The sequence below is a fragment of the Halorubrum sp. F4 genome (assembly GCF_027257195.1).
Taxonomy (GTDB): Archaea; Halobacteriota; Halobacteria; order Halobacteriales; family Haloferacaceae; genus Halorubrum.
This window is the reverse complement of the sequence record NZ_JAPDFS010000001.1, coordinates 203,699-225,876: the sequence shown is the minus strand read 5'-3', so window position 1 is coordinate 225,876 and position 22,178 is coordinate 203,699. Positions and strand designations below refer to the sequence as shown.

Here is a 22,178-nt window from a genome sequence, read left to right as displayed (position 1 = left end):
ATCGTTCCGGCTGTGAGAGAAGAGATCGGGATCGCCTCTCGATCCCTCGATCGGCGGCCTATTCGTCTCCGTCCGTCTCGGATACCCGAGCCACCAACTCGTTCACCGGAAAGTCTCCGTCGTAATCGAAGGACGCGAAGACCGCCTCGTACCGGTCCGAGGAGAAGAGGAAGACGACGATGTCCTCGAAGAACAGCGTCTGGGCGTTGTATCGGCTCCGTCCGACCAGCTTCTTGAAGTCGTCCCCCGTGACCTGGTTCGACATGATCAGCTGATACGCTTGCTCGAGGTCCTTGTCCGAGTAGACCTCCTCCAGATCGTCGCGCACGTGTTCGATCTCGAAGTTGATGTTCCGAAGGTCGGCGACGACGCGGGGTGTGGGGCCATCGAAGTCAAGAATCGTTTCGGCGATCGTCGACATATCGTGGCAGTTTCTCGACCACGTTAATAAATCGACGCAGGATCGACCCGAACGTCGGCGTCCCAGCCGTCTCCAGGGGCGTCCACAACGACACGCCTTTTCCCGGCCCGCGTGTGGGACCCGTATGGACCCGAAGCGGGAGCTATCGAGCATCGACCTGAGCGCGCTCGTCACCGAACTCGGCCGGTACGAGGGCGCGAAGGTCGACAAGGCGTACCTCTACGACGACGACCTGCTCCGGCTGAAGCTGCGCGACTTCGACCACGGCCGCGTCGAGCTCATGATCGAGGTCGGCGACGTGAAGCGCGCCCACGCCGCCGATCCCGAACACGTCGCCGACGCCCCGGGCCGGCCGCCGAACTTCGCGAAGATGCTCCGGAACCGGCTGTCGGGCGCGGACTTCGCGGGCGTCACCCAGTACGAGTTCGACCGGATCCTCACCTTCGAGTTCGAACGCGAGGACGAGAACACGACGCTCGTCGCGGAGCTGTTCGGGCAGGGGAACGTCGCCGCGCTCGACGAGACCGGCGAGGTCGTCGGATCGCTGTCGACCGTCCGGCTCAAGTCCCGCACGGTCGCGCCCGGCGCGCAGTACGAGTACCCCGCCTCGCGACTGAACCCCCTCGACGTGAGCCTCGACGCGTTCGTCCGGCACATGGACGAGTCCGACACCGACGTGGTCCGAACGCTCGCCACCCAGCTCAACCTCGGCGGCCTCTACGCCGAGGAGGTGTGTTCCCGCGCGGGCGTCGAGAAGGAGACCCCGATCGACGAGGCGGACGAGGGGACCTACCGGGCGCTCCACGGGGCGCTCGAGCGCATCGCCGAGCGCCTCCGCTCCGGCGACATCGACCCGCGCGTCTACGAGGAGCCGCTCGAGGGATCGGAGGACGGGGAAGTCGACGACTCGAACGCGGAGTCGGCGGACCGCCCCGTCGTCGACGTCACGCCGTTCCCGCTGTCGGAACGCGAGGGACTTCCGAGCGTGGGGTTCGACTCGTTTAACGCCGCCGTCGACGAGTACTTCTACCGGCTCGCGCGCGACGACGAGGAGGCGGGGGACGCCCCCGCGGACGCGTCGCCCTCCCGCCCGGACTTCGAGGAGGAGATCGCCAAACAGGAGCGGATCATCGAACAGCAGCGCGGCGCGATCGAGGGGTTCGAGGAGCAGGCCGAAACGGAGCGCGAGCGCGCCGAGCTCGTGTACGCCCACTACGACCTCGTCGACGAGGTCCTCTCGACGGTCCGGGAGGCCCGCGGGAACGACGTGTCGTGGGAGGAGATCGAGGCGACGCTCGAGGCGGGGGCCGAACGGGGGATCGCGGCCGCGGAGGCGGTGATCGACGTCGACGGGAGCGCGGGAACCGTCACGGTCGAACTCGGCGAGGACGACCTCGCCGTCGAGCTCGAGGCCGACGACGGGGTCGAAGTGAACGCCGACCGGCTCTACCGGGAGGCGAAACGGATCGAGGAGAAGAAGGACGGTGCCGAGGAGGCGATCGCGTCGACCCGGAAGGAGCTGGAGGCGGTAAAGGAGCGAAAGGCCGAGTGGGAGGCGGCCGACGAGGAGTCCGGCACCGACGGTAACGCCGAGGACGACGACGGCGACGACGAGGAGTACGAGACCGACTGGCTCTCGCGGTCGTCGATCCCGATCCGGAGCCCGGACGACTGGTACGAGCGGTTCCGCTGGTTCCACACCTCGACGGGCTACCTCGTCATCGGCGGGCGCAACGCCGACCAGAACGAGGAACTGGTGAAGAAGTACATGGGCAACCACGACCGGTTCTTCCACACGCAGGCACACGGCGGCCCGGTGACGCTTCTGAAGGCGGCGGGACCCTCCGAGTCGGCGGACCCCGTGGACTTCGCCGAGGGGACGCTTCGGGAGGCCGCGCAGTTCGCCGTCTCGTACTCCTCGGACTGGAAGGACGGCCGCGGTGCGGGCGACGCCTACATGGTCGAGCCGGATCAGGTGTCGAAGACGCCCGAGAGCGGCGAGTACATCGAGAAGGGGAGCTTCGTGATCCGCGGCGACCGAACCTACTTCGAGGACGTTCCCTGCCGGGTCGCCGTCGGCGTCCAGTGCGAGCCGGTGACCCGGGCGATCGGCGGGCCGCCGTCGGCGATAACGGAGCGGGCGGCCTCACACGTCACGCTGGAGCCGGGGATGTACGCGCAGAACGACGCCGCGATGATGGTGTACCGAACCCTCAAGGAGCGCTTCGCCGACCAGTCGTTCGTGCGGAGGGTCGCGAGCGCCGACCAGCTCCAGGAGTTCCTGCCGCCGGGCGGCTCCGACATCGTGGACTGACGCGGGGACGACGACTGGTCCGGGACCACGGTCGCGTCCCTCGTCGCCGAGCGCGACCCTTTCAAGCCTCCGTGACCGAGCACGACCATGAGCTTCGAGGCGCTCCCCGACGGGTGGCGGATGTGGAACGAGGAGCCGAGCGGACGGGCCATCCTCGTCTACCGGCCGGACGTCTTCGACGGCGAGGACGTCCCCGCCGAGTGCCTTCCGACGATCTACCTGACCAACGGCGCGCGGAACGCCCGTCCGGGGTCGGGCCAGTACGCGACCGACGAGTGGCACGTCGTCCTCTTCTTGGAGCCCGAGATCGAGGCGGTCGCCGAGACGTACGAGTCGCGCGAGGCGGGCACGGACGCGGCCGTGGCCGTCGCCGAGCGGTTCGCCGACGGCGACGTGGACTATCGAGCCGCCTACCAGGTCCCTCGAGAGACGTACTTCGAGCGGTTGGACGACCTGGTCGGCGGGGCGTGATCGACCGCGGGCGGACGGTTCTCCGGGTCGCGTCCTTCACGCATGACGATCCACACTCGTGGATAAGACGTACCGTTGAGGAGGTCACGAACGCCACGAACACGAGGGTTTTTATCGATTCCCGCCCCACGGTCGCGTACATGAACGCCGGTGGGGACCACGCCGACGACGAGCCGCGAGAGAAGTGCGGCGTCGTCGGCGTCTCGCTCGCGGAGAGGGACGCCGCGCGCCCGTTGTACTACGCGCTGTACGCGCTCCAACACCGCGGCCAGGAGTCGGCAGGGATCGTCACGCACGACGGCTTCCAGCAACACGGCCACGTCGAGCGCGGACTCGTCGGCGACGCCTTCGAGCCGGGCGACCTGGAGTCGCTGGCCGGCTCGACGGGGATCGGACACGTCCGCTACCCGACGGCCGGGAGCCTGGACAAGAGCTGTGCACAGCCCTTCTCGGTGTCGTTCAAGTCCGGGTCGCTCGGGCTCTCGCACAACGGAAACCTCGTGAACGCCGACGAGGTGCGCGAGGAGCTGGCCGCGGCCGGCCACGCGTTCACCTCCGACGGCGACACGGAAGTGATCGCTCACGACCTCGCGCGGAACCTGCTCGAGGAGGACCTGGTCCGCGCGGTCAAACACACGATGAACCGGATCCACGGCTCCTACTCGCTCACGATCACGCACGACGATACCGTCCTCGGCGTGCGCGACCCGATGGGGAACCGGCCGCTGTGTCTCGGAAAGCTCGACGACGGGTACGTGCTCGCCAGCGAGTCCGCCGCCATCGACACCCTCGACGGGGAGCTGATCCGTGACGTCCGCCCGGGCGAGCTCGTCGTCCTCGAACCCGACGGATCCGGCTACGACACCTACCAGCTCGTCGAGGCCGACTCGACGGCCCACTGCTTCTTCGAGCACGTCTACTTCGCGCGGCCGGACTCCGTGATCGACGGCGACCTCGTCTACGAGGTCCGCCGCGAGCTCGGTCGAAAGCTGTGGGAGGAGTCGGGCGTCGAGTCCGACGTGGTGATGCCCGTTCCCGACTCCGGGCGGGCGTTCGCCTCCGGGTACGCCGACGCGGCCGCGGAGACGACCGCCGACGGCGATCCGCGGCCCGAGAACGACGGCGGGATCGAGTTCGCGGAGGGGCTGATGAAGAACCGGTACGTCGGCCGGACGTTCATCATGCCGACGCAGGACGAACGCGAGCGAGCGGTCAGACTGAAGCTCAACCCGATCCGGTCGACCGTCGAGGGGAAGTCGGTCACGATCATCGACGACTCCATCGTCCGCGGGACGACCTCGACGCAGCTCGTCGAGCTGGTCCGCGAGGCGGGCGCAGAGGAGGTCCACCTCCGGATCGGCGCGCCGCCGATCGTCGCCCCGTGCTACTTCGGGATCGACATGGCGACCCGCGACGAGCTCATCGCCTCGGACAAGTCGACCGAGGAGATCCGCGACCGGGTCGAGGCCGACTCGCTGTCGTATCTCTCGATCGACGCGGTCGCCGAGGCGCTCGATTCGAGCCGGGCGGACCTCTGTCTGGGCTGTGTGACCGGCGAGTATCCATTCGACGTCGAGGGCGAGGAGGCCGACCGACCGATCGACAACCCCTCGACGAGCGCGCCGGCCGCCGACGACTGAACCGGACTCGGGCCGACCAGAACGCGTCGCGTTCCCGGCCACGCGGAACGTATCGGGAGCTTAAATACGGCGACCGTTCGATATGCGCGTATGACAGCGAACGCCGACGAGGCGTCGATGAGTCGTCGCGGGCTCCTCAGAACGGGCGGCGCGGGCGCCGTCGCGGCGGCGGGGCTCGCGGCCGGCAGCGGGACCGCGGCCGCCCAGTACGACGGGTGGCTGGACGACGTCGGGAACTACGACGGCACCCACGACTACCGCGGGCAGGACGAGGTCACCGTCGAGGTCGGCGCGGGCGATACCGGTCTGCTCTTCGGTCCGGCCGCGATCCTGATCGACCCCGGAACCACCGTGGTGTGGGAGTGGACCGGCCAGGGCGGCGCGCACAACGTCGTCGCGAACGACGAGACGTTCGACAGCGGCGAGGCGGTCGACGAGGAGGGGTACACCTTCGAGTACACCTTCGAGGACGCGAGCGAGGGCGACGTCTTCAACTACCTCTGTGTCCCCCACGAGGCGGTCGGGATGAAGGGATCGGTCGCGATCGGGGACGTCGACGACGACATCGTGAGCCCGGATGGCGGCGGAGGAGATGGCGGTGGAGGCGGCGATGGCGATGGCAGCGGTGGAGGAGACGGCGAGGGCGGCGGAGAGGACGGCAGCGGCGGCCGTGACCTCTCCGCGAGCGACGTGGGCGCGCTCGCCCTCGGTCTCGGGGTCGCCGGCTCGCTGCTCGTGCCGCTGTTCTACGCGGCCCACCGCAAGGCGGAGAAGAACCGGTAGCGCGACGGACGTTCTCGACCCTTCGATCGAACACGTAGTCCCCTCTCGGCGTCGCCTCTCGACTCCTCCCTCGAGGACTCCTTCCGTCAGAACAGGTGGTACAGGAGGAGGTAGACGCCGACCCCCATCGCGAAGGAGACGAGCCAGAGGACCGCGCCGACGAACCCGACCTGCGCGTGGCGGGTGTGATACAGCTCCTCGTACGGCCGCGTGGCCGCGAGGATCAGCGCGTAGAAGACGAACGGAATACAGACGATCGCGAAGAGAACGTGGATCGCGAGGAACGGGAGATAGAGGTACGTGTATACGGTCTCCGGGCCGGGGAAATCCGTGGTTCCGACGAGGACCAGCCGGTAGAGATACCCGGCGAGGAAGGCGGAAAAGAGCGCGAACGACGCCAGCATGAACGTCCGGTGTCGTCGGACGTTCCCGCGGGCGATCGCCCGCCAGCCGAGGAGTATCGTGGCGATCGCGGTCGCGGAGATCGCGGCGTTCAGGTGCGGGATCGCGGCGAGCGTCGCGTCGCTCGCGCGCGGGAGGAGGCTGCTCGGAACCACGCCGCCGACCGCGCCGAAGACGAGCGCGAGCGACACGGCGGAGGCGACGGCGGTCAGAAACGGGACGTTCTCGCGGGCCCACTCTCGCATGTCCCGGTGATCGATTCGAAGCGGCAAACCGGTGCCGGTCCCGACGCGTCCGTCGGCGACGATCCGCCCGCGTCCGTCGGTGCCATCGGTCGGCACGCCGGTGTCGAATGGAAGGGCTTTTAATCTGGGACGGGGTACGACGAAACGCGAGAAAACGACGCGAGCGTGGGTAGCCAAGCCAGGCCAACGGCGCAGCGTTGAGGGCGCTGTCCTGTAGAGGTCCGCCGGTTCAAATCCGGTCCCACGCATCGCACGGCGGCACACCCGCCACACCGATGCACGGTGTTGTCTCTACGACAGCACCCACGCACAATTCCTACGAACGCCACGCCACGAGTGGTTACTCTCGGTAGATGCCGATGCAGGGAACACCGTGGAGGCCACGATCACTCGATCGGACGATGCTGTTCTCGTTTATAATCCGTACGTAGGCGTGCACTCGTTCAAAGCCCCAGCTGCCCCTTTGAGTCCCGCCCCGCACAACTCCGCACCCCACGCCTCCCCACCCTCGTCGATCGCCCTCCGCGTTACTCCGGGCGACTGACTCCCTCGCGGGCTCCTCGCGGGCCGGTGGCCCGCTCGACGGCGCGCCGCCGCCTCGTTCCGGATAAGTCACGTCGCCGATGCCGATCTCCACCGCACATTCCCACGATCGATCGGTGCTCGCGCGAACTGCCACCCTTTTAGTCCCGCCACGCCGGAGTGAGCCGTAATGAGTACGGACGCGACCCCCGAGTACGACCACGAGGATTTGGGCCTCGTCGCCGGGCTGGAGATCCATCAGCAGCTCGACACGGCGACGAAGCTGTTCTGTGACTCCCCGACCGTCGAGCGCGACCCCGCGGCGGCCGACCGGGAGATCACCCGTCGGCTCCATCCCACGAAGAGCGAGCTGGGGGAGCTCGATCAGGCCGCCGTAGAGGAGAGCCGGGTCGACCGCGAGTTCACCTACCTCGCGTACGACACGACCTGTCTGGTCGAGGAGGACGACGAACCCCCCCGTCGCGTCGACGAGGAGGCGCTGTCGGTGGCGCTCCAGATCGCCGATCTGCTCGACGTGAGCGTCGTCGACCAAGCGCACGTGATGCGCAAGCTCGTGATAGACGGATCGAACACCTCGGGCTTCCAGCGCTCGATCCTGCTCGGGCAGGCGGGGGAGATCGAGACGAGCGAGGGGACCGTCTCCATCGAGGACCTCATGTTAGAGGAGGAGTCCGCCAAACGCGTCGAGGAGACCGACGACGGCGTCGTCTACTCGCTCGACCGCCTCGGCGTCCCGCTCGTCGAGATCGGGACCGGACCGGACATCCGGAGCCCCGAGGGAGCGAAGGAGGCCGCCGAACGCATCGGCATGCTGCTCCGGTCGACCGGCGCGGTGAAACGCGGGCTCGGCACGATCCGCCAGGACGTGAACGTCTCCATCGCCGAGGGCGCGCGCGTCGAGGTGAAGGGCGTTCAGGATCTGGCGGGGATCGAAGAGATCGTCCGCGGCGAGGTCGGTCGACAGGCCGAGCTGCTCGCGATCCGCGACGAACTCCGCGAGCGCGACGCGAGCGTTGGCGACGTTCGGGACGCCACCGAGGTCTTCGCCGACACCGACTCCGGCGTGATCCGGGGCGCGCTCGACGCCGGCGGGAAGGTAACCGCGGTCCCGCTGTACGGCTTCGACGGGCTCGTCGGGCAGGAGATCCAACCGGACCGCCGGCTCGGTACGGAGCTGTCGGATCACGCCAAACGCCACGGCGCGGGCGGGATCTTCCACACCGACGAGCTACCCGCCTACGGGGTGACCGAGGCCGAGGTCGACGCCCTCCGAGACGCGGTCGGCGCGGGCGAGGCCGACGCGGTGGCGATCGTCGCCGCTGAACCGGAAACCGCGGACCTCGCGATCGAGGCGGCCGCCGACCGCGCGGCGGCCGCGATCGAGGGGGTTCCGGAGGAGACCCGCGGCGCGAACGACGACGGCACCACGCGATACCTCCGCCCGCTGCCGGGCGCGGCACGGATGTACCCCGAGACCGACGTGCCGCCGGTCGAGCCCGATCCGTCGGACGTCGACCGGCCGGAGCTGCTCGACGAGAAGACCGACCGATACGTGGAGTCGTTCGGGCTCGACCGCGGGCTCGCGGAACAGGTGGCGTTCGGTCGGCGGTTCCCGCTCTTCGAGACCGCGGTCGAGCGCGGCGTCGACCCGACCTTCGCCGCCTCGACGCTGGAGTCGACGACGACGGAGATCAGGCGGGACGGCGCGCCGGTCGAGACTCTCACCGACGACCACTTCCTCGCGGTCTTCGATCTCGTCGAATCGGGCGATCTCGCCAAGGAGGGCGTCCCGGAGGTGCTCTCGACGCTCGCGGAGGACCCCGACCTGACGGCCGAGGAGGCGGTCGAGGAGGCGGGCCTCTCTGGCGTGAGCGACGAGGCGGTCCGCGAGGCGGTCCGCGAGGTCGTCGAGCGTAACGCCGACCAGGTCGAAGCCGAAGGGATGGGCGCGTTCTCCGGACTGATGGGCGAGGCGATGGGCGCGCTCCGGGGGAGGGCGGACGGCGAGGTCGTCTCGGACGCGCTCCGCGAGGAGATCGCGGAACGATCGTAGGGCTCCGCGGTTTCGACCCGTCTCCCTCCCGTTCAACCGTCGAGATACGCGTCGACGAGCGTCGCCTCCGCCTTCCGGAGGTGCGCGCCCGCCGTCGAGGACGAGCAGTCGAGCGCGTCGGCGACGTCCGCGACCGACCCGGTGCGCGGCACGTCGTAGTATCCGACCCGTCGTGCCGCCCGGAGGGCCTCGATCTGCCTGTCGGTCACCTCGACACCGGCGAGGCGTTGGCCGCCGGCATACGACCCGATCCGGTCGATATCCGAATCGATCGGATCCGGGAGCGCCGAGAGCGCTCCGCGTAACTGCTCCGGCGGGCCGACGACGCCGAGCGAGAGCCGACCTTCGGAGCGATACACCACGGGCGGCACCGAGAGGAACTCGGTCTCGAGAAACGCCCCGAGGAACGCGTCGAGGGGACCGTCGAGCGTCTCGTGTGCTCTGAGGTAGAACGTCTCGTCGCTCTCGTCCCCGGCACCGTCATCGACGACGACGCCATCGTCGTCGGCCGTGGAGCTTCCCGGCGGGCCGACCTCGAACCGCTCGATCGAGTCGACGGCCCGAAGCCGCTCGAGATACGGTCCCCGCGGCGCGGTGACTCGAAACAGCGTCGCGAGCGTTCCGTCGTCGAGCCGCCGCCAGGTCAGGAGTTCCGAGCGCCAGCCGTCGCCGCCGTCGAGGAAGTCGTGCATCGGGTGTCGGATCGACGGCGGGAACCGGAACTCGACGTGGACGTACCGCATGCGGGAGGAGTCGGTCGCCGGCGACTTGAAGGTACGAGGCGGTCCGAAAGTACTGAAAAGGACGCGGACGTGTCCGCCCGAAGCGTCAGCACGCGGTCGCACGTATTCGAATACATGAGCGACTCGGTTCGACGACGCGACGACGGGAACGATCGACGCGCGCTCGACGCGGAGGATCCCGGAGATGCCTACGACGACGGGACCGCCGACGGCAACGGGACCGTCGACGGCAACGGGATCATCGACGGGAGCGGGACCGTCGTCGACGATACCGCCGCGCGACCCCCGGAGTCCGACGGGCTTCCCGTCCTCGGAAACGTCCATTCGATCGCGGCCGACGCTCTCGGCTTCTACGAACGCCGGGCGGCCGAACGCGGCGGCGTCGCCCGGTACGACGTGTTCGGCACGGAGAGTTACCTCCTCACCGACCCGGACGCGATCCGGCGAGTCCTCGTGGAGGATCACGAGAGCTACGTGAAAGGCGAGATGCCTCGTGAGCAACTCGGGAACCTCCTCGGCGACGGGCTCTTCCTCGCGGAGGGAGAGCGGTGGCGCGAACAGCGGACCGCGATGCGGTCGGCGTTCTTCCGCGAGCGCGTCGACGGGTACGGCGACGCCATGGTCGACCACGCCCGGGGGATGGTCGACGATTGGCGCGACGGCGACGCCGTCGACGTCCACGAGGCGGCCACCGAGTACGCGTTCTCGGTCCTCGCCGAGGGGCTCCTCGGCGACGACGTCGAGGGCGAGCGGGAGGCGGTACGGGCGGCCGCGGAGAGCATCACCGAGCGGTTCGACATGCGTCGGCTGGCCTCCTTCCTTCCCGAGTGGGTGCCGACGCCGACGAACCGACGATACCGCCGTCGCCTCGACACGCTCCGGGACACGTTACGCGATCTCGTCGCCGAGCGACGCGCCGCCGGTCCGCCCGCCGATCCGGGGTCGGCGGACGACCTGCTGGGGACGCTCGTCGCGGCCGCGGAACTGGGCGCGATCGACGACGACGAACTGCTCGACAACGCCGTGACGTTCCTGTTCGCCGGCCACGAGACGAGCGCGCTCGGCCTGACCTACACCCTCCACGCGCTCGCGACGCACCCCGACGTTCAAGAGCGGGTCCGCCGAGAGGTCACCGCGTTCGACGACGACCCGGGACCCGCGGCGGTCCGCGACTGTCCGGCGCTGACCGCGGCAGTCGACGAGGCCCTCAGGCTCCGCCCGCCCGTTCACTCCTTCTTCAGGGAGCCGACCGAGCCGGTGACGCTCGGCGGGTATCGGATCCCCGCCGGCGTCGTGGTGACGCTCTCGCCGTGGGTCGTCCATCGCGACGACCGGTGGTGGGAGGACCCGGAGACGTATCGGCCGCAGCGGTGGCTTCGGGAGGGGGTCGACGATGGAGGTGGGAACGGCGGGGTCGTCCACGGCGACGACACGCCCGGGCCGGCCGTCGGGGAGCGTCCGGAGTACGCCTACTTCCCGTTCGGGGGCGGACCGCGCCACTGTATCGGCATGCGGTTCGCACGCCAGGAACTGCGGCTCGCGACCGCGGCGCTCCTCCGGCGCGTCCGACTGGAGGCGGTGGACGCGACGCTCGAGCTTCGAGCCAGCGCGAACACGCGACCGTCGGGACCGGTTCGAGTACGGGTCCACGAACTGGACGCGGGGACGGCCCACGTCGCCGACTAGAGGTACGCCAGCGGAACCATCACCGCGGTACCGAGGAGGATCCCGCCGACGAGTTCGCGCTTGCCGCCGTAGGGGAGGCCGCTGCCCGCCTCGAGCGCCTCCGGAACGAACTCCGTGACAACGAGGTAGATCATCGCACCGGCCGCGAAGCCGAACCCGTACGGGAGGAAGTCCCGGGCGATCCGGACGAACGCGAAGGCGATCACCGCGCCGATCGGCTGTGGCAGACTCGAGAACACCGCCCACCAGACCATCCGCCACTCCGGGACGTCCATCGCCCGGAGCGGGATCGAGATCGCGGTTCCCTCGGGGACGTTGTGGATCGAGATCGCGACCGTCATGAAGACCGCGAGCGCGGGCACCGTGAACCCGAGGATCGAGATCCCGCCCTCGAGCCCGAGGTCCGCGAACGAGACGCCGACGGCGACGCCCTCGGGGAAGCTGTGAACGGTCAGAACGCCGAGGATCAACACGAGCTTGCGGAAGTCCGCCTCCTCGTACTCGTGGGGGTCGACGTCCGCGTCGAGGAGGACCTCGTGGGCCACGATCACGAGGGCGACGCCGACCGCCATCCCGACCGCGACCTCCCCGATCGTCCCCTCGGCCAGCCCCTCGTCGATCAGTCCGAACAGCGACGCAGTCACCATGATCCCGGAGGAGAGTCCCCAGAGAACCACGTTTCCACGGTCGCTGATGCTGTCGAAAAAGAAGAAGGGAAGCGCGCCGAGCCCCGTCGCGAGCGCCGTGACGAGCCCGGCGACGAAGACGAACGTGAGGTTCGCGACGAGAGTCATTCGTACCGGAACTTCTCGCCGCGGCGACAAACCGATGACGGACGGGGCGGCGCGATCCGGATCGCCTCGCTCGGATCGCTCCCGACCGAACTCGCCGACCCGTCGGAACTCACCGCTCCGCGTCGGATGCGCGCTCGGCCAACACCGGGATCTCGGCCAGTTTGTCCGAGTCGAGCGCGTCCCAGTCGACGCCGGCAGGGCGGTCGACGGTACTTCCCGTTCGGATCACGCGATCCGGCGTCACGACGAGGTCGAGCGGCACGTCGTGGCGGTCGGGCTCGGGAAGCGACGCCGCGTCCTTGTCCGGGGCTCCGGCCTCCTCGTCGATCGGTGACGGGTCCTCGTCGACGACCTGGAGCTCGTGGACCGTCGTCGCCACCGTCGTGTCGTCGTCGACCGCGTCGAGCTCGCGGAGGACCGCCCACTCCAGGTCGCTGTATCCCTCGCCCTTGCCGATCCGAGACCCGTTCGTCGTGACTGCGACCGACCCGGAGACGACGAGGTCGACGTGTGAAACGTCCTCCGGCGCGGTCGGGACGCCGTACTCCGAGATCCCCGAGACGGTCGTGGCCGCGTCGACGTCGTCGATCGCGACGGGATCGAGCCGGAGGAACGGGTCCGGATCCCGGAGGCGCGGCTGGGCCACGTAGACGCTCTTTCCGGCGCGGAGCGCGGCCCGACGGACCGGGAGTTGTGGCGCGTCGGGATTGGCCTTGAGCGTCGTCGCCGACTTCCACTCCGCGGTCTCGGTTAGCCGATCGCAGGCCTCGTCCGCCCCCGCGAAGTTGGGGATCCGGTCGTGTGGCGGGAACGGGAACCGCGCGATCCCGTGGTCCTCGAGGGCGTCCCAGACCGACATCCGGACCTCCTGTTTGTCCATGGTCCTCGTAGGGGAAGGGGGCGATTAAGCGGTTCGAGGACGGGCCGTCCATCCGTGGCCGCTCCCCTCGATCGATCCGACGCCGATTGTCGACGTACTTTTATATACTTCCTGTGGGATCGTTCGGTCATGCTCGAAGACGGACTCTCGTACCCGCTGCGCGGCGACTGGATCGGACGCGTTCTCATCGGCGGCGTGTTAGGGTTCCTCTCGGTGCTGTTGCTCCCGGCGTTCGTCATCCTCGGATACCTCGTTCGGGTCCTCGAGACGACCGTCGAGGGCGCGGAGGACCCGCCGGAGTTCGAGGACTGGGGCGACCTCCTCGTGAAGGGGATCATCGGGACCGTCATCACCGTCGCGTACACGTTCGTCCCGATGCTCGCGTACGGGATCCTCGTCTTCGTCGTGATCGGTGCGGGCGGAGCGATCGGCGGCGACGCCGGCGCGATCGTGGGAGTGCTCGGAGTGCTCTTAGCGCTCGCGTTCCTGCCGGTGTTGCTCTTAGTCTACTACGCGGTTCCCGCGGCGCTGACCGCCTACGCGGCCCGCGGCGAGATCGGTGCCGCTTTCGACGTCAGTCTCCTGAAACCGACCCTGTTGAGCACGGAGTACCTCGTCGCGATCTTCATGCCGCTCGTGGTCACGTTCGTCCTCTGGATCGCGACGGGGATCCTCGCGATCACGGTCGTCGGACTGCTCCTCGTCCCCTTCCTCCAGTTCTACGGCCAGGTCGCGGTGTTCCGGATGTTCGGCTCCGCGTTCGCGACCCAGAGCGACGAACTCGACGCCGGCTCGGCCGACCCCGCGGAGCCGATCGACCCGACTGATTCGACGGGATCGGTGTGAGATCGGACGGAACGTGAGATCGAGTAGGATCCGAGACCGACGGGGAACCGACCGGGCGATCCTCCTCCATCCCCACCGTGGGTCGGAACGGTCGCCCCCACGACGCGCCCTTTAACCCGCTCGCCGGCCGAGTGTCGGTATGTTCGAAGACCGGCCGGACCGCGACGCGGAGGTCGTCCTCGTGGGACGATCGAACGTCGGCAAGTCGACGGTGATGCGCGAGTTGACGGGTCACGACGTCTCAGTCGGGGGGAAACCCGGCGTCACCCGCCAGCCGAACCACTTCGACTGGACGAGCGAGTCGTTCATGTTCACGGACCTCCCCGGCTTCGGATTCATGTCGGGCGTCGAGGAGGACCGCCGCGAGGAGATCAAGACGGACGTCGTGCGGTACGTGGAGGAGAACGCCGAGCACGTTCTCGCGGGCGTCGTCGTCCTCGACGGGAAGAGCGCGGTCGACATCATCGACCGCCATCGGGAGCGCGGAAACGTCCCGCACGACGTGGAGATGTTCGCGTTCCTCGAGGAGGTCGGCGTCGACCCGATCGTGGCGGTGAACAAGACCGACAAGATCGACGACCTCGACGAGCGGCTGAACGAGATCTGCGACCGGCTCGGGCTCTACCCGCCGTGGCAGCAGTGGTCGGACACGATCGCGCCGATCTGTGCGAAACGCGGCGACATCGACGCGTTAGAGGAGTGTCTGCGTGAACGGTTCCACGAGCACAATCGCGACGACCTGTTGAAGTTCGTCTCGTAGGTCGAGTTCGGGGATATCGAGGACTCCATCCGTTGATAAACTCGATTAGACTCGATCCGCGTGACTGCGGAGAACGCCGCCAAAGCCCCAGTCGCGGGGACTCGGGAGCCTTCCTGCGTTCCTCGGTCGCTCACTTCGTTCGCTCCCTGTGGTGCTTGGGACGGCTGCCGTCGTCCTCGCGACTGCCCCTTTGAATCCACTCAACCGCGACCGCCCCGCACCTCACACCTCCCCAGCCTCGTCGGTCGCCGTCGGCGACCGACTCCCTCGCGCGGTCGTTCGCGGCCCGGGGGCCGCTCACGGCACGCGCCGACCGCTCGGTGGTTGGCAGTCTAGAACTCGAATCCGACCGCGTCATCGCTCGACTTGAGCGGGCTTCTCGGATACGGCGGAGTCGCCTCGGAGTCGTTGAACGCTCCCGGCGCGATGTCGTTGGGACCGTCCGGGTAGAACAGCGCCGCGATCGTCTGGATCGCGGTCCGCCCGCTCGCCAGCTCGAACTGGCCGCCGCCGTACAGCTCGATACCCTCCTCGCGACAGTACGCGATCGTCTCGAGGAGCGACTCGAGCGTGCCGAACCGGGAGGGTTTGACGTTACACCAGCCGGGGTCGACCGGGAGCGACTCGATCGCCTCGACCCCGTCGATCGGGTAATCGAACGAGAGGCGGTCGGCCTGTGGTTCGAGAAGCGGCCGCGTCTCGGCCGTGAACGCCGCGTCCTCGATCACGGCGGCGGGGAAGGCCGCGAGCGTGTCGCGATACAGCTCGGGATCGGCGGGCACGTCCACGTCGGTCCCCTCGTACCAGCCCTTCAGGTCGAGGATCCGGACCGCGTCCGTCTCGCACAGGCGCTCGAACGCCGAGTCGGGCCAGTCGGGCGTCGGGTCGAGCTTGAACTCCAGGTCGCCGTCGACCGCGAGCAGTTCCTCCACCCGGTCGGCCGACGGCGGGTCGCCGAGCCGCGTCGAGACGACGAACCGAACGGGGTCCGGCTCGATCCCGAGGTACTCCCCGAGGCTCGTGTCGGCCTGGCGCAACCCCAGGTCGAGCGCGGCGCTCTCTACGGCCCACCGTCGATAGTTCCGGGAGGACTTCTGTTCGGGGGGCTTCGCGGCGAAGAGGTCGACGTCGTCGAGGGCGGCCGACAGATCGGCGATCGTCCACTCGCCCTCGAGGTCGATCGGGTCGGTCCCGGCGAGCGCGTCGTGGTCGGCGGTGTCGTAGGTGACGTCCTCGCCTCTCCCGACCAGGCCGTCGCCGGCCAGCCGGAACTCGGTGGTAGTCCGCTCGAACCCGCTCGTGGTGTCCGCGGTGTACCGCCGCCGGTCGACCGATTCGATCGTGACGGTGAGGTCCGCGATCCGCTCGTACGCGCTCATGGGTCGTCCGACGCCGCCCGGGGACTTAAACAGGCGTCGTAGCCGAGATTCGTCCGACCCGCGAAACGGCTCAGCCCTGAACTCGAAGCGTCTCGACGCGGGTCCAGAGCGCGAAGAAGATCGGCACGACGGTGAGTACGACCGCACCCGCGGCGGCGACCTGGAGGACGGTGGTCGTGAACCAGGGGAGCCCGTCGCGGTACGGCAGCGACGTGTGGGTGACTCCGCCGATCACCGGGACGAAGTAGTCCATCAGTAAGTCGAGGGTGTACCACGCGGTCGCGACGGCGACCGCCCGCACCGGAAAGTCGGTCATCCGGTGGAGCACGAACGCCTGAAGCACCATTGCGAGATGGCTCACGAACAGGAACGCGTACAGGGCCGCCCCCGAATTCGCGAGGAACTCGGGGTAGAAGACGACGAGCACGTACGGGGTCCACAATCCGAGCTTAATGTTCCCGAAGAAGGCCAGCGCCGCGAGCGTGTCGCTGGAGCGGCCCACCGCCCACGACGCGAACGCGAGCGCGATCAGCAGCGTCGCCCCCGGACTGTCGGGAACGAACGGCCACATCTCGACGGGCACCCGCGCGAACTGGAACCGGTAGTACCAGAAGCCGAAGGCGGTCCCGAGGAGGTTGATCGCGACGATGGCCCAGACGAATCGATAGGCGACGTCCTCCAGCGCCGACGGCAGCGGCGCGACCCATCGGGGAAGCCGGCCGTCCTCCGAGACTCCGCACTCGGGCGGGTCGCGGCCGAGCGCGCCGACGATGTCCATGACCGAGGCTCGGCCCGCCGGTTCAAAGCCGTGGCGGTCGCGGGTGGCGGTTGCCGGCGGAGTCGATCGAAGACCGTGCCGACCGACGGCACCAAGCCGCGACGAAAAGGGCTATGGGGACCGGGCCGGAACCGTGGGGCATGCGCCCGCGAACGCTGCTCGCGTTGCTCCTCGTCGTCCCCCTCGCCGACGCGTTGTTCCTCGTCTTCGTCGCGACGCGACTCGGATGGCCCATGACGGTCGGACTCGTGGTCTTGACGGCGATACTCGGCATGCTGCTCCTGCGCGCCGAGGGGCGCGCGACGCTCGCGCGGGTCCAACGGAAGCTCGCCCGCGGCGAACCCCCGACCGACGAGTTGCTCGACGGTGGACTTCTCATCGCCGCCGGCGCGTTCCTGCTCACCCCCGGATTGGTCACCGACGCGCTCGGATTCCTCCTCGCGTTGCCGCTCACGCGGGTCCCGATCAGGATGGCGGTCAAGCGGTACGTCGTCGTCCCGTACATCGACAGCGAGACCGGCGGGTTCGCCACCGGAAACGTGTACATCGGCGGTTTTCCCGGCGGAGACGCCACCGGGAGCGACGGCGGGTTCCCGGGCGACGTCGACGGCTTCCCGGGTGATGCCGAGGACTTCCCGGGCGGTTTTCCGGGTTCGTCCGGAGACGACGGGGACCCCTCGGGCGGCATCGGTGGTAGCGAAGCAAGGGGAAGCGGATCCGACGACGACCCGGAGGACGTCGTCGACGTGGAGTACACGGTCGAGGACGACGATCCGGAACGCGAGGAGCGCTCCGAGTGAACCTTCGGACCCCGTTCGGGTCTCGCGATCCGGTCACAAACCGCGTGACGGCGGCGCGCTATTGAAAGGAAACCCTTAAAATCCTACCCACGAAAGCACCTGATGCGCTCACCTGGGCCAATAGCTCAGTCAGGTTGAGCGCTCGGCTGATAACCGGGAGGTCCACGGTTCAAATCCGTGTTGGCCCACCTACGACGCTCACGGTCTTTAGCCGTGGCGTGTTAGGGGCTGGGAACTCCCCAGCCACCTAATTCCGTTGTAACTCGCCACTTCTAGAAGGGTGTATCTCTGAGGAGTTCAACCACATTTCTCGCGAAAGGGCAAGGCATCCTTCGGTTACAGTTAGCCGACCACACACCGTTACCCAGTAGCGTAGATCGCGTAATTGAGCGCGACCGCAAACGAAACCCACCCGAGATACGGAGTCAGCAAAACGGCCGCGATACGACTGATGCGAGAGAACAGCACAACGGTGGCGATGATCGCTACCCACAGCACAACGATCACGGCGAGCCCCAGATCGGGCCGCTGAAGTCCGAAGAAGACTGGCGTCCAGCTCAGATTCAGAGCGAACTGGACGGCGAACATGGCGAGCGCGATTCGAACTGACGGCCGATCCGTACCATGCCGCCAGACGATGAAGAGGGCCACTCCCATGAGCGTGAACAGGAGTGTCCATACGATCGGAAAGAGAATTTCCGGTGGGTAGAACCATGGACGCTCGATCCAGTCCGTATCCGCACCGAAGAACACGGCCGGGACCGCCCCGAGCGCGTTTACCGACAGAATCACGCCGAGGGCGATAACGCCCTCACGTGTCGTTAGCTCGTAATGCTGAAGCATACCTTTCATACTCCACGGACACGGGTAGCGGTTGCGCCTAGTGGGATTCGGCGTTGCGAAGGTTCGCAAGCGATGATCCGATCTCCGAACTACGCGCCGCGTTTCAGACAAGGACCCACGACCCTAAGCGTTGTGTGAGGATTCCGATGGAGCAGTCCATCCGGAACACCATCCCGAACAACGCTAACCGGGTCACGTCCCGCGATTTTCGAACGTCCGGAACCGTTCGTAACCCCACGGGTCAGGCTAAACTACCACCGACGACCAGCCGGCAGTATGGCCTCAAAGGAAGCGGTCCGCCACAGTAGCGCACGGACGAAGGAGTTCCACATCGACCTCGCAGCGGAGGGGATCTGCCTCCTGTGGTACCCCAATCACGTGCTGGCGGTCGTCAGCGTCGACGCGAACGACGCGCTCCTCGAGTCGGAGCGCGCGAACGTGGTTCTCGATGGTAGTCGAGGACTGATCTTCGGAAGGACGGCTCATACCAACAACCGCCAGATCAAGTCACTCGGCTCGTGGGAGTTTCACGACGAATACGGCCCCTTTAGGCTCGTTGTCTTCGATCCAAACGTCCCCACCGTATTCGGCGACCAACGTATTAACGAGATACAGTCCCATTCCAGATCCGGAACTACCGAGGCTCTTTTCGCCTTTGCCGAAGACGACTTCCTTCAGGTCGTCCGGGAGTCCAGGGCCGTTATCAGCGACTCGAACGACGACATCGTCGTCCCGCACCTCACAGGAGACCTCAACGACGGGCGTGTCCTTGTCGTTGTGCTGAACGGCGTTGTTCAACAGGTTTCGGAAAACCGAACTGAGCATTCCATTGGCGACGACCTCGACGTCCGGGGGGATATCACCGCGAACGAACTCCGCGTCGGGGAACGATTCCTCGCGAAGCGACAGTTCAGTGTCGAGAATCGAATGGACTGACTTCGGTTCAAGCGTGGGGGAGTCATCCGATACTACGTCGGCATATTCACGCGCAGTCTCCGTGAGTTCGATAATACGTTCACCACTATCGAGGACCTTCTGAAGGTACTCTTCACCCTCCTCATCCACGTGCTTTTTAAGCAACTCTGCCCACCCGTTCACGACCGCCATATCGTTTCGAATGTCGTGGCGAACGATTCGATTCAGGACCGCTAACTCCTGTTCTCGATGCTTTTGTTCCGTTATGTCCGTCGAGATCCCGACCGCCTCCGTTATGTTTCCCGTTTGATCTCGGAGAAGCGCCTGGCGTGTCAGCACCCATCGAACCGATCCATCCGGTCGAATGACACGTCCCTCATACGACTCGTCTTGGATTCCTCGGTCCGACCCTTCCATGTTTGCGCGAACCCGCTCCCGATCGTCCGGATGGATAGTGTCCAGTAGTTCGCTGGCATCGTTTCGTACCGTCTCCCCCGGGATCCCCCAGATGGTTTCAAAACCCGAACTTACGTAGTCGAACTCGTCTGGACTAGTCGCGGTCCACAGTGCAACCCCATCGAGTTGATCGAACAACTCTTGAAAATCACGACTCTGACCCAGCGAAGAACCCCTCATAGGATGTCCCTCATCAAAGGAAGATATATAATACGATCGGCAAAATCAACCCCATGAGAACCCCACCTCCTCGAAGGCCGTGTTCACGACCTCGGTCGTCGGAGCGTTGAGATACGGTTCGATCGCCTGTGAACCGACGACGGGGATCGGCTCGGTGTTCGTCAGAGCTCCCCGAACGGGGAACCCGGTAGTCTTGACGGAACTCCTCCGCTGGACCGACTGGCGACACCGTCGATTCCCGCTCCCGGCTCCCGTCACACGCTCCGTCTCGTTTTTCCACCCGGTGCGGCTGCCTACAAGTGCTCGAGGAGTTCGACGCGGACGCCGCTCGGGTCCCTGAGGAAGGCGATCTTCAGGTCGCCGAACACCGTCGGTTCCATGACGAACTCGACGCCCGCATCCGCGAGGTCGTCGTGGGCCGCGTCGACGTCGGGAACGACGTAACCGAAGTGAAGAAATCCCGTCGGGACGGAATCGACCAATCCGGCCGCCTCGTACGGGGCTTCATCGAATAGGTAGACGAGTTTGTCCGCCACGGCCAGCGTGATGTGGTTCACCGCGGTCGCCTCCTCGCCGTCGGCGGCGTCGCCGCGCTCGACCACTTCGGCGTCGAAGTGATCCCGGTAGAACCTCTCGCTCGCGTCGAGGTCGTCGGTCTTGATGGCGACGTGGAAGAACGATTTCGGGTCCATACCGGGGGTGCGGCCGTCTAGTTCAAAAACGTGATGTGGCCATATGGGCGTACACCTGATCTCGAACCCACACCGGACGTGGCCGCCGGAATCGCGGTACCCTTACTCTATCCCTGAGTCGAGACGCAGAGTCCGCCACCGCGTTCAGTAGTCGGTTCCAGTGGTGTCGTTGATTTGCCGTCGGTGGCCGGCTGGCACCCTCTCTCGTCGCTACTCGATCCGAAACCCCTCAACAGGAGCAGTAGTACTCCCGGTCGATGAACTCCGTCTCGAACAGCTTCGCGGCCGGTCCCGGATCGGACGGGCGGTAGATCCCGGTCGTCAGGTCGCCCTCGCGCTCGAAGGAGCCGGCGACGAGCCGCCGCCAGTCGTCGCCTGACAGCTGGTCCCAGAAGGGATCGTCGCCGGCCAGAAGCGAGAGGTAGTCGCGCAGGTACACCCAACGGTCCGGTTGGGTCGGGTCGATCCCCTCCGGCTCGTACTCCGCGTCGGTGACGGACGCGTACGCGGCCATCGGGAGGTTCGCGCCCGCGGCGACGGGCAGCGAGATCCACTTCCACGGCCGGGTGTTGACGTCGAGCAGCAGGAACTCCTCGCGCTCGTCGTCGTAGACGAACTCCGCCTCGCTGATCCCGTGGTAGCCGGCGTCGTCGAGCACGGCGAGCGCCCGCTCCTCGATCGCGGGCTCGTCGGCCGTCTCGACGAGACAGGAGGTGCCGAACTGGAGGGGGTACCGAACCGCGGCGTTGCCGACGACCGCGAGCGCGTCGTCGACGCCGGAGGGCGGGACGTACGACGCCAGCGAGTGGTCCCTCCCGGTCGCGACGTCGACGCGCTTCTGGGCCATCACCTCGACGCCCTCGGCGGCCGCACCCGCGACGACCTCCTCGAGCTCCTCGCGGTCCGCGACGGTGACCACGTTCGTGCCGAACGCCTCCTCGAACTCGCGTTTACGGGCGGGCTTCACCACGAGGGGGAAGCCGAGGGCGTCGACCGCCTCCTCGAGGGCGTCCGCGTCGATCGTCCCGCCATCGCTCCCTTCCTCACTCCCGCCCCCGAGCCGGTACGTCTCCGGGTACGGGATGCCGAGCTCCTCGCAGGTCGCGTACAGCCGCGACTTGTTCAACACGTCGTCGATCGTGTCGATCCCCGAGTAGGGGAGCCGGACCCCGTCGGGGTCGGCCTCCGCGTACGCGAGCGCCCACTCGTCCATGCAGCCGAACGCGACCGCCTCGGTGCCGGCGGCGTCGACGATCGCCTCCACGTCCTCGCGGAAGCCGTCGAGGTCGTCGAGCGGGTAGGTGACCGCGCCGGCGAAGTCGACGGCCTCGGACGGCGGTGCGAGCCCGTCGTGGGTGACGGACTCCGTTCCGTCGCCGGCGGCGCGGTCGAGCGCGATCACGGGCACGCCGTGGGCGTCGAGCGCGCGGGCGACCCCGAGGCCGGTGACGTGTGCGTTGCTGACGAGCGCTGGCGGTCGGTCGAACGACGCGTCCGCGAGCGCGTCGATCAACCCCTCGGTCGAGCGGAAGCGGTCTGCCATACGGTTCCTCT

General features: G+C 67.5%; 20 protein-coding genes, 2 tRNA genes and 1 pseudogene. 11 read left to right on the top strand and 12 right to left on the bottom strand.

Features of this window, described 5'->3' with window-relative positions:
- Positions 1–58: 58 nt before the first annotated feature.
- Positions 59–421: a hypothetical protein gene (locus tag OKW78_RS01145; protein WP_281193505.1), complete on the bottom strand. Its 363-nt coding sequence runs from the start codon at positions 419–421 to the stop codon at positions 59–61.
- Positions 422–545: 124 nt separating this feature from the next.
- On the opposite strand from OKW78_RS01145, the gene rqcH reads away from it, so the two are divergent.
- The 4 genes from rqcH (at position 546) to OKW78_RS01125 (ending at position 5,629) form a co-directional block, all read left to right on the top strand.
- Positions 546–2,735 (top strand): ribosome rescue protein RqcH, encoded by a 2,190-nt coding sequence (rqcH, locus tag OKW78_RS01140; RefSeq protein ID WP_281193504.1) that lies wholly within the window; start codon positions 546–548, stop codon positions 2,733–2,735.
- Between the two features lie 87 nt (positions 2,736–2,822).
- The gene (locus OKW78_RS01135) at positions 2,823–3,206 is read left to right on the top strand and encodes a DUF5820 family protein (protein ID WP_281193503.1); all 384 of its coding nucleotides are present in this window, start codon (positions 2,823–2,825) and stop codon (positions 3,204–3,206) included.
- Positions 3,207–3,346: 140 nt separating this feature from the next.
- On the top strand, positions 3,347–4,846 hold the full coding sequence (purF, locus tag OKW78_RS01130) for an amidophosphoribosyltransferase (RefSeq protein ID WP_281193502.1): 1,500 nt from the start codon (positions 3,347–3,349) through the stop codon (positions 4,844–4,846).
- 90 nt (positions 4,847–4,936) lie between these two features.
- Positions 4,937–5,629 carry a halocyanin domain-containing protein gene (locus tag OKW78_RS01125; protein WP_281193501.1) on the top strand — a complete coding sequence of 231 codons (693 nt, stop codon included), beginning with the start codon at positions 4,937–4,939 and terminating at the stop codon, positions 5,627–5,629.
- An 86-nt stretch (positions 5,630–5,715) separates the two neighbouring features.
- On the opposite strand, the gene OKW78_RS01120 is transcribed toward OKW78_RS01125, so the two are convergent.
- Positions 5,716–6,276, bottom strand: coding sequence for a DUF420 domain-containing protein (locus tag OKW78_RS01120; RefSeq protein ID WP_281193500.1), 561 nt, complete (start codon positions 6,274–6,276; stop codon positions 5,716–5,718).
- Positions 6,277–6,439: 163 nt separating this feature from the next.
- Between OKW78_RS01120 and OKW78_RS01115 the strand changes: the two genes are divergently transcribed.
- Together OKW78_RS01115 and gatE are read left to right on the top strand one after the other, a co-directional pair.
- Positions 6,440–6,524, top strand: a tRNA-Leu gene (locus OKW78_RS01115).
- A gap of 464 nt (positions 6,525–6,988) precedes the next feature.
- On the top strand, positions 6,989–8,872 hold the full coding sequence (gatE, locus tag OKW78_RS01110) for a Glu-tRNA(Gln) amidotransferase subunit GatE (RefSeq protein WP_281193499.1): 1,884 nt from the start codon (positions 6,989–6,991) through the stop codon (positions 8,870–8,872).
- A 32-nt stretch (positions 8,873–8,904) separates the two neighbouring features.
- Here gatE and OKW78_RS01105 read toward each other — a convergent pair whose 3' ends face one another.
- Positions 8,905–9,615, bottom strand: a complete 711-nt coding sequence (locus OKW78_RS01105) for a helix-turn-helix domain-containing protein (RefSeq protein ID WP_281193498.1) — start codon at positions 9,613–9,615, stop codon at positions 8,905–8,907.
- 114 nt (positions 9,616–9,729) lie between these two features.
- Between OKW78_RS01105 and OKW78_RS01100 the strand changes: the two genes are divergently transcribed.
- Positions 9,730–11,301, top strand: coding sequence for a cytochrome P450 (locus OKW78_RS01100; protein WP_281193497.1), 1,572 nt, complete (start codon positions 9,730–9,732; stop codon positions 11,299–11,301).
- Here the strand turns inward: OKW78_RS01100 and OKW78_RS01095 are convergent.
- Together OKW78_RS01095 and OKW78_RS01090 are read right to left on the bottom strand one after the other, a co-directional pair.
- The gene (locus tag OKW78_RS01095; protein ID WP_281193496.1) at positions 11,298–12,095 is read right to left on the bottom strand and encodes a ZIP family metal transporter; all 798 of its coding nucleotides are present in this window, start codon (positions 12,093–12,095) and stop codon (positions 11,298–11,300) included. The two genes, OKW78_RS01100 and OKW78_RS01095, sit on opposite strands and share 4 nt — an antisense overlap.
- Before the next feature lie 109 nt (positions 12,096–12,204).
- A complete protein-coding gene (locus OKW78_RS01090; RefSeq protein WP_281193495.1) occupies positions 12,205–12,975 on the bottom strand; it encodes a 5-formyltetrahydrofolate cyclo-ligase in 771 nt (256 codons plus the stop codon).
- A 129-nt stretch (positions 12,976–13,104) separates the two neighbouring features.
- Between OKW78_RS01090 and OKW78_RS01085 the strand changes: the two genes are divergently transcribed.
- Entirely contained in the window at positions 13,105–13,821 is a 717-nt protein-coding gene (locus OKW78_RS01085; protein ID WP_281193493.1) for a DUF4013 domain-containing protein, read from the top strand.
- Positions 13,822–13,960: 139 nt separating this feature from the next.
- Complete coding sequence (engB, locus tag OKW78_RS01080) at positions 13,961–14,581, top strand: GTP-binding protein EngB (protein WP_281193492.1); 621 nt, start codon at positions 13,961–13,963, stop codon at positions 14,579–14,581.
- 332 nt (positions 14,582–14,913) lie between these two features.
- Here the strand turns inward: engB and OKW78_RS01075 are convergent, their stop codons facing one another.
- Complete coding sequence (locus OKW78_RS01075) at positions 14,914–15,960, bottom strand: hypothetical protein (protein ID WP_281193491.1); 1,047 nt, start codon at positions 15,958–15,960, stop codon at positions 14,914–14,916.
- A 70-nt stretch (positions 15,961–16,030) separates the two neighbouring features.
- Positions 16,031–16,738, bottom strand: a complete 708-nt coding sequence (locus OKW78_RS01070; RefSeq protein ID WP_281193490.1) for a DUF1405 domain-containing protein — start codon at positions 16,736–16,738, stop codon at positions 16,031–16,033.
- 140 nt (positions 16,739–16,878) lie between these two features.
- Here OKW78_RS01070 and OKW78_RS01065 point away from each other — a divergent pair, with 140 nt between their 5' ends.
- Together OKW78_RS01065 and OKW78_RS01060 are read left to right on the top strand one after the other, a co-directional pair.
- Positions 16,879–17,538 (top strand): FxsA family protein, encoded by a 660-nt coding sequence (locus OKW78_RS01065; protein ID WP_281193489.1) that lies wholly within the window; start codon positions 16,879–16,881, stop codon positions 17,536–17,538.
- Positions 17,539–17,652: 114 nt separating this feature from the next.
- Positions 17,653–17,726: transfer RNA gene (locus OKW78_RS01060), tRNA-Ile, on the top strand.
- A gap of 172 nt (positions 17,727–17,898) precedes the next feature.
- Here the strand turns inward: OKW78_RS01060 and OKW78_RS01055 are convergent.
- From OKW78_RS01055 to OKW78_RS01040, 5 genes and pseudogenes are all read right to left on the bottom strand, one after another.
- Positions 17,899–18,390, bottom strand: a complete 492-nt coding sequence (locus OKW78_RS01055) for a TspO/MBR family protein (RefSeq protein WP_369335022.1) — start codon at positions 18,388–18,390, stop codon at positions 17,899–17,901.
- 498 nt (positions 18,391–18,888) lie between these two features.
- Positions 18,889–19,932, bottom strand: coding sequence for a PAS domain-containing sensor histidine kinase (locus tag OKW78_RS01050; RefSeq protein ID WP_281193486.1), 1,044 nt, complete (start codon positions 19,930–19,932; stop codon positions 18,889–18,891).
- Positions 19,933–19,977: 45 nt separating this feature from the next.
- Positions 19,978–20,061 (bottom strand): annotated as a pseudogene (locus OKW78_RS16885) (site-specific integrase); the annotation flags it as partial.
- A 164-nt stretch (positions 20,062–20,225) separates the two neighbouring features.
- Positions 20,226–20,624: a VOC family protein gene (locus OKW78_RS01045; RefSeq protein ID WP_281193485.1), complete on the bottom strand. Its 399-nt coding sequence runs from the start codon at positions 20,622–20,624 to the stop codon at positions 20,226–20,228.
- A gap of 229 nt (positions 20,625–20,853) precedes the next feature.
- Positions 20,854–22,167, bottom strand: a complete 1,314-nt coding sequence (locus OKW78_RS01040; RefSeq protein ID WP_281193484.1) for a carboxylate--amine ligase — start codon at positions 22,165–22,167, stop codon at positions 20,854–20,856.
- Between the last annotated feature and the right edge of the window lie 11 nt (positions 22,168–22,178).